At 51.2% G+C, this 11,692-nt stretch carries 14 protein-coding genes; 5 read left to right on the top strand and 9 right to left on the bottom strand.

The genetic code is table 11. The features are described from left to right. Nucleotides 1-69 precede the first annotated feature (69 nt). Both CAG65_RS08565 and CAG65_RS08560 read left to right on the top strand, forming a co-directional pair. The gene (locus tag CAG65_RS08565; protein ID WP_161453350.1) at nt 70-1,413 is read left to right on the top strand and encodes a glutamine synthetase family protein; all 1,344 of its coding nucleotides are present in this window, start codon (nt 70-72) and stop codon (nt 1,411-1,413) included. Between the two features lie 18 nt (nt 1,414-1,431). Then, nucleotides 1,432-2,907: a Na+/H+ antiporter NhaC family protein gene (locus tag CAG65_RS08560; RefSeq protein ID WP_161453349.1), complete on the top strand. Its 1,476-nt coding sequence runs from the start codon at nt 1,432-1,434 to the stop codon at nt 2,905-2,907. A 129-nt stretch (nt 2,908-3,036) separates the two neighbouring features. Here CAG65_RS08560 and CAG65_RS08555 read toward each other — a convergent pair whose 3' ends face one another. Further along, entirely contained in the window at nt 3,037-3,537 is a 501-nt protein-coding gene (locus CAG65_RS08555) for a GNAT family N-acetyltransferase (RefSeq protein WP_161453348.1), read from the bottom strand. Between the two features lie 221 nt (nt 3,538-3,758). Continuing rightward, complete coding sequence (locus tag CAG65_RS08550) at nt 3,759-4,199, bottom strand: YcgN family cysteine cluster protein (RefSeq protein WP_021703921.1); 441 nt, start codon at nt 4,197-4,199, stop codon at nt 3,759-3,761. Nucleotides 4,200-4,373: 174 nt separating this feature from the next. Here CAG65_RS08550 and CAG65_RS08545 point away from each other — a divergent pair, with 174 nt between their 5' ends. From CAG65_RS08545 to aqpZ, 3 genes are all read left to right on the top strand, one after another. Next, complete coding sequence (locus tag CAG65_RS08545) at nt 4,374-4,622, top strand: GlsB/YeaQ/YmgE family stress response membrane protein (protein WP_021703920.1); 249 nt, start codon at nt 4,374-4,376, stop codon at nt 4,620-4,622. A 137-nt stretch (nt 4,623-4,759) separates the two neighbouring features. Next, a complete protein-coding gene (locus CAG65_RS08540; RefSeq protein ID WP_021703919.1) occupies nt 4,760-5,008 on the top strand; it encodes a YkgJ family cysteine cluster protein in 249 nt (82 codons plus the stop codon). A 184-nt stretch (nt 5,009-5,192) separates the two neighbouring features. Next, entirely contained in the window at nt 5,193-5,888 is a 696-nt protein-coding gene (aqpZ, locus tag CAG65_RS08535; protein WP_161453347.1) for an aquaporin Z, read from the top strand. Nucleotides 5,889-5,953: 65 nt separating this feature from the next. Here aqpZ and recR read toward each other — a convergent pair whose 3' ends face one another. From recR to CAG65_RS08505, 7 genes are all read right to left on the bottom strand, one after another. Further along, nucleotides 5,954-6,553 (bottom strand): recombination mediator RecR, encoded by a 600-nt coding sequence (recR, locus tag CAG65_RS08530; RefSeq protein WP_161453346.1) that lies wholly within the window; start codon nt 6,551-6,553, stop codon nt 5,954-5,956. A gap of 15 nt (nt 6,554-6,568) precedes the next feature. Further along, nucleotides 6,569-6,898 (bottom strand): YbaB/EbfC family nucleoid-associated protein, encoded by a 330-nt coding sequence (locus tag CAG65_RS08525; protein WP_021703916.1) that lies wholly within the window; start codon nt 6,896-6,898, stop codon nt 6,569-6,571. A 76-nt stretch (nt 6,899-6,974) separates the two neighbouring features. Next, nucleotides 6,975-9,110 carry a DNA polymerase III subunit gamma/tau gene (dnaX, locus tag CAG65_RS08520; RefSeq protein ID WP_161453345.1) on the bottom strand — a complete coding sequence of 712 codons (2,136 nt, stop codon included), beginning with the start codon at nt 9,108-9,110 and terminating at the stop codon, nt 6,975-6,977. A 7-nt stretch (nt 9,111-9,117) separates the two neighbouring features. Further along, complete coding sequence (gene apt / locus CAG65_RS08515) at nt 9,118-9,663, bottom strand: adenine phosphoribosyltransferase (protein ID WP_161453344.1); 546 nt, start codon at nt 9,661-9,663, stop codon at nt 9,118-9,120. A 146-nt stretch (nt 9,664-9,809) separates the two neighbouring features. Then, entirely contained in the window at nt 9,810-10,175 is a 366-nt protein-coding gene (locus CAG65_RS08510) for a DUF454 family protein (RefSeq protein WP_161453351.1), read from the bottom strand. A 54-nt stretch (nt 10,176-10,229) separates the two neighbouring features. Further along, nucleotides 10,230-10,361 (bottom strand): hypothetical protein, encoded by a 132-nt coding sequence (locus CAG65_RS22385; protein WP_021703912.1) that lies wholly within the window; start codon nt 10,359-10,361, stop codon nt 10,230-10,232. A 165-nt stretch (nt 10,362-10,526) separates the two neighbouring features. Then, nucleotides 10,527-11,627 (bottom strand): response regulator, encoded by a 1,101-nt coding sequence (locus CAG65_RS08505; RefSeq protein WP_040902232.1) that lies wholly within the window; start codon nt 11,625-11,627, stop codon nt 10,527-10,529. Nucleotides 11,628-11,692: the final 65 nt, after the last annotated feature.

Genomic DNA, 11,692 nt, shown 5'->3' with positions numbered 1-11,692 from the left:
TTAGAAGTGTAGTGTTTTTGTTAACATTCAATTTCGGTTGGCGCACGAGCGAAACCAGGAGCGGAAATCATGGAATCATTTTTACAGGAAGTTAAAAATTTTAGACAAACCTGGCCAGACATTGAGTTTGTGGATCTGATATTCACTGACATTAATGCCACACCACGTGGCAAACGCATTCCGGTAGAGGCTCTGGAAAAACTGGCGAAAGGCGTCGCACTTCCTGTGTCGACAATTACGCTGGATACCAAAGGCAATGTTGTCGAATCTGCCGGACTGGGTGAAGATCTGGGCGAGCCGGATAATTTATGTATGCCTATTGCGGGTTCACTGTTACCCACCGCCAAACCCCACACTGGCCAACTGTTGTTGACCATGATGGATGACTCAGGCGAGCAACCCAACCCGCTGTTTATCCGTAACATCGTCGAGAAGATGCTCAGTCAGTTACAGCAGCGCGATATGTACCCTTGTGTGGCGCTTGAGCTGGAGTTTTATCTGATAGATAAACAGCGCGGCGAGCACGGGCAGCTGCAAACTGCCATCAATCCAACTAAGCACACGCGAGAAAAAGACACCGAAGTGTATGACATTGATGGCCTGGACGACTATGCCGACTTTTTGCGGGATTTGAACGCCGCTGCCGATGCACAAGGGCTGAACACCGCTGGCGCACTTTCAGAATCGGCACCGGGTCAATTCGAAATCAACTTTAACCACTCTGGTGACGTGCTGCGCGCCTGTGATGAAATCATTCTCGCGAAGCGCCTGATCCGCCAGATGGCACACAAGCACGGGTTTGACGCCACCTTTATGGCCAAACCCTTTAATGAAGAAGCTGGCAATGGAATGCACATTCATCTCAGCCTGACCGATTCCGCCGGCAACAATCATTTCAGCGCGTCAGATGGCACCGCCAATCCGCTGTTCTACCAAACTCTCGCCGCCATGCTGGCCCAGTCTGCCGGCGCAATGGCGCTCATCTGCCCCAACGTCAATTCATACCGACGCTTTGTACCCGGAGCCTACGTGCCAACTCGCGCCGACTGGGGCGAGAACCACCGCGGTGTGGCATTACGGGTGCCCGTCAGCGACGCCAAAAACCGCCGGATTGAACACCGAATTGCGGGGGCAGACGTCAACCCTTACATTCTGGCAGCCGTGGTACTGTCTGCCGTGCTGGCAAGCGACAAATATACACCGGAGCAGTGCCCTCCACCGCTCAGCGATGACGCTCCAGAGCTACCGGTAAGGATGTCCGATGCTCTGGATCAACTGGCACAGAGTGAACTGACTCAGTATTTGTCCTCCGCGTTTATTGATCTCTATCTTGCATGCAAAAACAGCGAACTGGCCGACTTTGAACGGGTGATCACCCCTTTGGAAATCGACTGGATGTTGCACTCGGCTTAACGAAAGGAACTCAGCTTTATGACTACGCAAACCAAGGCGCTGGATACGCCGCTTAAGTTTAACACCTCGCATCTACTCGTCAGCCTGTTGGTGGTTGCAACCTTTGTACTGTTCACGACCCTCGGCCTGAACCACACTGATGGCGAAGCCTACGGCTGGATTAGCCTGCTACCAACAGCCCTGGTGCTGGTCTTTGCACTCACCACTCACCGTACTGTCGAAGCTTTGTTCAGTGGCACCATAGCTGGCGTGCTGCTGCTGAACCCAGCCGAAGCCGTTGAGCAAATCGTGACCATTTCGATGGACGTCATGATGAATGAAACCATTGCCTGGATCATTCTGGTGTGTGGCTTAATGGGCGGCCTGATTGCCATTTTGGAAAAAGGCGGCAGCATTCTGAGTTTTTCCGACCTTCTGGTCACTAAAGTGAAAAGCCGTAAACAATCCATGGTAATGACGTTCGTTCTGGGTATCGTGATTTTTATCGATGACTACCTCAACGCGATCGCCATCTCCTCCTCGATGAAGAAAGTCACTGATGGCTATAAAATTTCGCGTGAGAAGCTGGCGTATCTGGTGGACTCCACCGCCGCTCCAATCTGTATCATCGTACCAATTTCGACCTGGGCGATTTTCTTCAGCTCCCTGCTGGAAGCCAACGACGTCGCGGAACCAGGTAAAGGCATCACCGCTTACATCGAGGCGATCCCGTATATGGCCTACGGCTGGATCACGCTGGTGATTGTCCTGTTGGTCGCCTTGGAAAAGATTCCAGATCTGGGGGCGATGAAGCGTGCAGAACAACGCGCCCGTGGAGGGCAGGTTCGCCCGGATGGCGCCACCGACATTGACTTTGGTTCTGAAGTCAAAGCACACTCGAATCCGACCATGGGACTGGTGAACTTCTTGTTACCAATGGTGGTTCTGGTGGGCGCGAGCTGGTACTTCGGTATTGACCTGCTGGCAGGCGTTTTCACCGCAATCATCTTTACTATCTGCTTCTACGGCCTGCAGAAACTGGTGTCGATGAACGACATGTTTGAAGCCATTTACGACGGTATTAAAGTGATGTTGCTGCCGTTGGCGACCGTGATTGGCGGCTTTATGCTAAAAAGTGTCAATGATTCTCTCGGGGTGACCCAGTTTGTGATCGAAACCGTCAGCCCACATTTGTCAGCGCAATACTTCCCGGCCATCATCTTCCTGATCACCGGTGGACTGGTGTTCTCTACCGCCTCTTCCTGGGGCGTGTTTGCGGTCGCCATGCCAATCGTGTTACCTCTGGGCGAACAACTTGGCGTGCCACTGCATCTTACCGTTGCTGCGCTGTTGTCAGCGTCGGCGGCTGGCAGTCATTCATGCTTCTTCAGTGACTCCACTGTCCTGTCGGCTCAAGGTTCCGGCTGTACGTCCATGCAACACGCGATCACGCAGTTCCCATACGCGCTGATCGGTATCGTCGCGACCGCCATCTTCTTCCTGGTTGTCGCCTGAGTTTTCCAACCCTCAACCCTTTCACTCTGTGGTTTTGGCGGCTTTCCCAGCCGCCTTTTTTATTGCGCGATGACCCACCTCTCGGAAATGCAGGTGTTAACCCTCCCCCGCAAATCACTCAAGTGCTCGCTAGGCCTGCGTATTGACCTCAAAACGAAGTCCGAGCATGGTGCATCCATCTTCCTGATAACGGTTAGTGATGACATGAAACCCCAACCGGCCGTAGTAGTCTTTCAGGTGTGCTTGCGCGGAAATAAAAATTGATTTTTCTGGGTAGAGTTCACGGGTGGTTTCAAAACTCACATCCATCAACACATTCCCCAGTTTTTGGCCGCGATATTGTTTGTCTACCACCACCCTGCCAATCGAAACATCGTTGTCCTCGGACTTTATTTGATCCATCACTTCGGCGGGGTATCCCAAGCGCTCAGGCATAATGCGACTGTAAGCGACCAGTTTTTCAGAATCATACCCCATCACATGTAAGGTTTCAGGATGGGTGTCTTTGCCGTCTAAGTCATTGTATGGAGTATTGAATTCAACGATGAAAATTTCACATCTCAGCCTCAACAGCGTGTAAAGCTCATCAGCGGTCAAATCTTGAAATTTTTTGACTTTCCAATGGATCATTAATTTCTCCTTATATGGGGAAACTAAATTTACGTATCGATGAGTTCAGAATCATTAACCTTTGTTAATAAACAGAAGAGATGATCAAAAAGCAGGCATTGGGGTACATTTAACCAAACGACAACAGCACGCCGTAATGGCGACCAAGCCGCATGAAAGCGTTTTTTGGCTGTTATAGACCGGGTTTTCAGCATCTTCAGTCAGCTGAAAACCCTGCCTGTCTAGTTGCGACCGGGATGATTGATGATGTGATCTTCCCAATCCACCACATCGATTTCATACACGACTTTATTGCGCACGCTTTCTCCGGCGGCATGCATCGCGGATTTTGAACCGGTAATAAGCGGATGCCAGGCAGGAAGCGGCTGTTGCTCCGATAATAGACGATACGCACAGGTATCCGGCAACCAGTGAAACTCATGAATCTTCTCACGCGTCAGTTTCAGGCACTCTTCGCCTGAACTGAAACGGTTCGGATAATCTTTGCAAGAGCACGTTTTGTCATTCAACCAACTGCACGCCACGTTGGTGTAGTACACTTCGTCCGAGTCTTCATCCATCAATTTGTGCAGGCAGCATTTACCACAACCATCACAAAGGGATTCCCATTCCTCTTCGGTCATTTGTTCCAGGGATTTGCTTTGCCAGAATGGACTGTTCATAGGACGACTTCTTAATCTTTAAACGGGGGGCGATTTATACCGCTCTCAGTACAAAAGTGCAAGCATGAACAAAAAATCGCCACTCGTTCTCTGCGTCTCACAAAACTGACTCATTACCTTTGTCTTGTAGTCTATTCTTATAAAGTCTTAATAAGCTGCATAAAAGGAGTGCACATGGGCATTATTTCTTGGATCATTCTTGGTCTGATCGCAGGCGCACTGGCAAAGTGGCTGATGCCAGGTAAAGATGGTGGCGGCTGGATTGCCACTATGCTACTGGGTATCGGTGGTGCGTTTGTCGGTGGGTTTGTCGGTCAAATGCTTGGCTTTGGTAAAGCCGATGGTGTCAACATTGGCAGTATTGTGACCGCCACATTGGGTGCATTTATTTTGCTGTTTGTCTACAACCGCTTCATCAAATAGCCCTTTGATTCAGTCACCTGGCGCACAAAGCTTTTGCTTGCGCGCCAGTGTGCTCCCTTTCCCGACCCGGGCAAGACTTCCATTTCAAGCAAAAATCCTGATAATAGCGCCCTTACTTGACGTTTAAGGGGATTATTATGGATTGTCGTTTGGGCTGTGGCGCCTGTTGTATCGCTCCAAGCATCTCGTCCCCGATCCCCGGCATGCCAGATGGCAAGCCTGCGGGTGTGCGCTGCGTGCAGCTGAACGAACAGAATCTGTGTAAGCTGTTTGGTCAGCCTGAGCGGCCAAAAGTCTGTCATGAATTCAAACCATGCCCAGTGGTGTGCGGTACGACCAATCAAGAAGCGCTAAACAACATCACCGAACTGGAACAGCTGACCTGAATTGCGTCGGCTCAAGCTATTCCATACATGCGATCCTGTCTCATTCACTGACTCGTGTTCCAACAATAAGACTTTCGCGACTTAAGCGGCTTGCGCCGACGTTCGTAGCGGTTCCCTCACACTGCGCTGACATTTCTCCACTATGTTCTCCAGGTTCTTTCACTACACACGATTAGGAATACTGATGAACAAATATTTAGCCGAAATGTTCGGTACCTTCTGGCTGGTACTTGGTGGCTGCGGCAGCGCTGTTCTGGCTGCGGGGTTTCCGGATGTCGGTATTGGCTTTTTGGGCGTTGCTCTCGCGTTTGGCCTGACCGTTCTCACCATGGCATACGCGATTGGCCATATTTCAGGCTGCCATCTTAATCCGGCAGTCACCATTGGCTTGTGGGCTGGCGGCCGTTTTGCAGCCAAAGAAATAGCTCCTTACATTATCGCACAGGTAGTCGGTGGTCTTATCGCCGGCGGTGTGCTGTTCCTTATCGCTTCGGGCCAGCCTGGCTTTGATGTTGTCTCTTCAGGTTTTGCGACTAACGGTTACGGTGAACACTCTCCGGGTGGTTACTCCATGGTTGCCGCACTGATTACCGAAGTCGTCATGACCATGATGTTCCTGTTGGTGATTCTGGGTGCGACAGACCAGCGTGCGCCTCAGGGCTTCGCCCCCATCGCGATTGGTTTGTGTCTGACACTGATCCACCTTATCAGCATTCCGGTCACCAACACCTCCGTTAACCCTGCACGAAGCACCGGTGTTGCGTTATACGTTGGCGATTGGGCGACATCGCAATTGTGGCTGTTCTGGGTTGCTCCAATTATCGGTGCAGTTCTGGGGGCGATTGCGTACAAGGCGATTGCAGGTCAAACGCAAAAATAACGTTACAACCCGCACAAAAAAGCCGCTGATGAATCAGCGGCTTTTTTATATATCACTGGTAGTGCTTACAGCTTTTGACGCCCAAGCAAAGAGTGTGACAACGTAGTGCCGTCCACCAGCTCCAGCTCTCCACCAACTGGTACACCGTGCGCGATTCTGCTGGCCGCCACTTCATGCTCATGACACAATTCAGCGATGTAATGTGCCGTGGCTTCGCCTTCTACCGTCGGGTTGGTTGCCAGGATCACTTCTGTGACGTCTCCGCGACGCAGACGATAATCCAGAACATCCAGACCAATATCGCTTGGTCCAATCCCATCCAAAGGAGACAGATGCCCCATCAGCACGAAGTAGCGTCCAGAATACTGACCAGTGGCTTCCACCGCCGCAATATCTGCCGGGCTCTCAACCACACAGATCTGGCCATTCTCCTGACGCTTGGGATTGGTACAGATATGGCAGACTTCTTCTTCGGTAAACGTGCGGCATTCAGAGCAGTGACCGATTTCGGTCATGGCCTGACTGAGTGCATCAGCCAGCTGTAAACCACCTTTTCTATCCCGCTGTAACAAATGAAAGGCCATACGTTGAGCCGACTTGGGACCTACCCCAGGCAGACAACGTAAGGCCTCCATCAAATGCTCCAGCATATGACTGGTACGCATTAACGAATCACTTATTTAGAATGGCATTTTCATGCCTGGTGGCAATTGCATTCCACCAGTCACGCCCGCCATTTTTTCTTTCTGGGTTTCTTCAACGCGACGAGCCGCATCGTTAAACGCAGCAGCAATCAGGTCTTCCAGCATCTCTTTGTCGTCTTCCATCAGGCTTTCATCGATGTCAACGCGACGCACGCTGTGGCTACCGGTGATGGTCACTTTTACCAGACCGGCCCCAGATTCACCTGTTACTTCCATATTAGCGATTTCTTCTTGAAGCTTTTGCATGCGCTCTTGCATTTGCTGGGCTTGCTTCATTAGATTGCCCATACCGCCTTTACCAAACATGTTTATCTCTCTGGTTAATCGATGTTTCACTGTTTATGGGGCCGAAAACTCGCGTTTTCAACCCTATGCTTTAATTCTAGACCGGACGGACACTCTCGCGATCTAATTGTGCGGCAAATCGGCGCTCAATAAACTGAACGTGCGGATCGTTATCCAGACTGACAAACGCCTGCTCAAGCTTTTCTTTGTACAGACGATCGCGCACTTCCAACGGGGTTTCTCCATCCTCACTGATCACTACACTCAGATGACACTCTTCACCCAGCTCGGCGTTCAGGGCTGCCAATAGCTCCTGCTGCGCTTTGTCGGTGTTGAGGTGAGCCTGATGCTGCCGCAGTGCAAGCTCTATCGTCGCTCCGTCTTTACGAAACGACGAGTTCAGCGCCAATTGTTGAACCAGCTTGGCGGTGTGCAGTTTTTCAATCAAGGCAGTCCATTCATCCTGACGGATGGATTCCTCAACCAGTTTCTGCGCCATTTCCGGCGTCTTCTCGTGCTCAAGCGCCTTTTTGATCTCGGTCGGTGTCAGTTCCTGTTTCTTCACTTCCACCACCGGGTTGGCCGGCTTCCACTGATAAGGTTCATCCTCGGCCGGAGCCTGCGGCACCGCCGCGTGCTTAGCGAGTTGAGCTGGCGACATCCGCACCGTGCCGTGTTTCTGCGCAACACGATCAAGGACTGATTCTTTCTTGGCTGATGCCGCACTAGACTTTTTTACGCCCGGCTCCGCTTTGGTGTCCGGAGATGGATGAGGCTGATTGCCTTTGAGTCCCTGACGCTGTGAACGCAGTTGATGCCGTAAACCGCTCAGTGAAGACCCAGAGCGCTCCTGAGGCGCTGTCGATGGTGTCGGCGACTGTACCGGTTCAGGTGAGGACGCGGGCGTCATCTGACGCGGCGCATCATAAGCCGGCGGCACTTCACTTTCACCATAAGGTGCGTAATCGGTTGGAGGTAAATCGTATTCCGGTGCAACATTCGCTGCATGTGGGGCGGCCGTCGGTTGGTTAGGCTGTACCGGTTGCTCAGCGACAGGTTGAGGCTTGGCCGGCGCCGCCAGACTCTGGCCTGAATTCGGAATGGCAGCTTGCAGCGTGGCTGTACTGATGCTGTTTACAATCGCACCGGACGCCGGGCGAAACGCCATCATCCGCAACACCACCATTTCCAGCCCGATTCGCTCGGTTGGTGCCAGTGGCAGGTCATCTCTGCCTTTCAGCGCAATTTGGTAGTACAACTGGACATCCTGAGGAGACAGTGTCCGGCTTAGCAACTCGATCTTTTCCGCATCAGGCTGCGCTTTATCCAGCGTGGATGGCAACGCCTGGTACATCGCAATCCGGTGTAACTGTGTGGCCAGTTGCTGAAGCAAACCATCCCACTCTACGCCGTTTTGCGCCAAAACCTGGATGGCATCCATCGCCGTTTGCGCCTGCTTACTGCTGATGGCTTCCAGCAGATGAATGGCCTGATCGGTATCCAGTGTCCCCAGCATGTGCGCGACGCTGTCGGCTTCCACTAAGCCATTGCCCAACGCGATCGCTTGGTCGGTCAGACTGAGGGCATCTCGCATACTGCCATCTGCCGCGTGGGCGATCATACCCAACGCACGTGCATCGGCCTCTACGCCTTCGGCATCGAGAATATGTTCCAATTGCTGGTGAATGTTATCGACACTGATGGGCTTTAAGTGAAACTGCAAGCAGCGTGACAAAATGGTCACCGGCAATTTCTGCGGATCCGTAGTGGCGAGCAAGAATTTCACATACTCCGGCGGCTCTTCTAAGGTTTTCAACAGAGCATTAAAACTGTGACGCGAGAGCATGTGAACTTCGTCTATCAGATAGACCTTAAAACGACCTCGTGCCGGTTTGTATTGCACGTTGTCGAGCAGTTCACGAGTATCTTCTACTTTGGTACGCGAAGCCGCATCAATTTCCAGCAGATCGACAAAGCGCCCTTCGTCAATCTCCTTACACGTTGCGCACTCGCCACATGGTGTGGCCGTTATACCAGTCTCACAGTTGAGGCCTTTGGCAAACAAGCGACCTATGGTGGTTTTTCCCACACCACGCGTCCCACTGAACAGGTACGCGTGATGGAGACGGTTTTGTGCTAACGCATTTTCCAGTGCCGTCAATACGTGCGTCTGTCCCACCACTTCTTTAAAGCGGGTCGGACGCCATTTTCGCGCTAAGGCAAGATAACTCATGAATTACTCAGTGTCCTTCAAACTCACAAATGCTGTAGACGTTCAGGCCTAGGTCTTCCAGGCGTTTGTCTCCGCCAATTTCAGGCAGGTTGATCACAAACGCCGCATGCTCCACGTGTCCACCCAACTGGCGAATCAACTTAGTTGTGGCTTCAATGGTGCCACCCGTCGCCAACAAATCATCGACCACCAGCACTTTATCACCCGCTTCAATCGCATCAACGTGGATTTCCAGCGTGTCTACGCCATATTCCAGTTCATAAGATTGGGCAACAGTTTTACGCGGAAGTTTCCCCGGTTTGCGTACCGGAACAAACCCGACCCCCAGCTCCAGTGCTAAAGGCGCACCGAACAAGAAGCCGCGGGCTTCTGTCCCGACCACTTTAGTGAAGCCCATATCTTTATAACGGTCTACCAGCAATTGAATGGTTGCCTGATACGCCTTGGCATCTTCAAGCAAGCTGGTGACATCACGGAATAAGATGCCTGGTTTTGGGTAGTCCTGAATAGATTTGATGCTTGATTTGATGAAAGAGATTGTGTCTGTAGTCATAATTTCATTTACTTCAATGGGCGAGAGCTTCTCCACTTTCAAAATTGTCGTTATCGGGAGTTGTAAAGCTGAACTGAGCGGTGCCAAGACCACTTCGCCTAAAAAACAAACGCCCACTCGAAGAGCGGGCACACTTCCACACAATGCTAGTGATTTTCTTCCTGCTTAGCAACAGACTCATGGACTGGCAGACGCAGAAACCAGGTGATCAGCAGCACAAGAAAAATGACCAGACCAATTTTTAGCCACAGATGGGGCACAAACCAGATTGAAAAAGAAAAACTGGCGAGAATAAACAACGCACCTCGCTGCTTCACTTTACGCGTGACAGCGCGATGCTGATGCCAGTTGTCCAGCAGAGGGCCAAACGTGGGGTGAGTATGCAACCAACGGTGAAAACGGGGACTGCTGCGCATGAAACACGCGCTGGAGAGAAGAATAAAAGGTGTGGTGGGTAACAGAGGCAAGATTATGCCCAGAATACCTAGGCATAAACTGATGACACCAACAATATTTAATCCAAGACGACGAATACTGATGGTAAGCTCCTGAAAACAACGGGCGGCTTAGTATCCCGCGTAGCCGTTGAATACACGAATCCAAGTTAAGGTCGCTGGGAGCGTCGGGATCAACAGTGCGGCGATAAAGCCAAGAAAGTAAAAGATATTATAAGGTTCTTTAAAATCTTTGTCTGCCATTGGGAGCTTCTCTAGTGTAGGTGACTGACTGTTGTCGCCCCAAGGTTAACTCGACGTTAATGTTTTGGGACTTTTTTGTTTGAGGTGCAGACTATACCTCAAACAAAAAGCCACAAACACGGACAAAAAGAAAGGTTATATTGATGATTTTATCGTCACGTCCAATCAGGTCGCCGAGCCCTGGAAAATATCCAGGCTAAAACTGCTCGAACCAAGCCGGCTGAGTGACAATTGACACCCGGAATGTATTGGCAATTCTTTGGTAGTGAAATTTTTCACGCAGTTGTGCCCAAGCAATTCGCCAGCGGCAATGTTCTGGGTGTGGTAGCCATTGGACCAACGCGCGCCCAAACCAGCAGGCAAGATAGCAATTGTGCCTTCCGCCATGTCAGCAATACCAAAGAGCGCCTCAATCGGTCCAGCACAATCCGAGCACTCGATCCCTTTTTCCAACATGAAGGCCAGATCTTTCAGATCGGCATTGAAGCTTTTCAAGTTGCGCAAATAATCGTGGAACAACGCTCTGACCATCAAAGTGGTTGCTACCCCCGCCTCGTCGTTCGACGTGGAGTCGACTAAATAAAAGGCAAACTGGCCGTTCATTAACCAGGCATAATCAAACACCAACGGCATGACATCGGTTGATTGCAGCATACGATAGCTGCATTTCCACGCGCCCTGGCTGGTATCTTTCTCTGGCAACAAGGCATGCAACAAGTCTTTGGCTGCACTCGGGTGATGCTGGAGGTACTCCAGATGCCAATGCAGTTCTTGCTCTTCCGGTAGATCGCCGCCATCAACCCGAAACCACTGGCTGGAGAAGTCCCGCTGGTCTGCCAGATGATTGAAAGCATCATCCAACGTACTTTCTATCGCACACCCCAGATTGGCATGATTGCCGATCGGTTTAGGCAGAAAATCTTTGATGCCGTAGCGTAACGCTTTGGCCACATCGGACATTTCATCCGTACCCGAAACCACGATCAACGGCAGCGACGGATATTCCAGGCTCACTTCTTCGACAAATTCAATGCCACTGAGCACCGGCATCGACAGGTCACACAGAATCAAATCGGGCTCCGCACTGCGTAACTTTCGCAGCCCGTCCAAACCGTCTTCGGCTTCCAGCACCTGATAACCAATAGAAGACAAGTACCCGGAGGTCACTCGTCGAAAAATCGGGTCGTCATCGACCAACATAATCAATTTTTGGTCGTGAGCACTCTGTTGATGCGGCTCCGCAGCCGCATAATGCGTTTTATACATAAGCATTCGCCTCACACTTCCAATAAATACAGCTGTCGTGATTATTGTTATTACGCGCGCTCCCC

This window comes from Vibrio sp. V39_P1S14PM300 (genome assembly GCF_009904765.1).
Taxonomy (GTDB): domain Bacteria; phylum Pseudomonadota; class Gammaproteobacteria; order Enterobacterales; family Vibrionaceae; genus Vibrio; species Vibrio proteolyticus.
The sequence above is the reverse complement of the archived record's forward strand: the minus strand, read 5'-3'. Positions and strand labels throughout refer to the sequence as shown.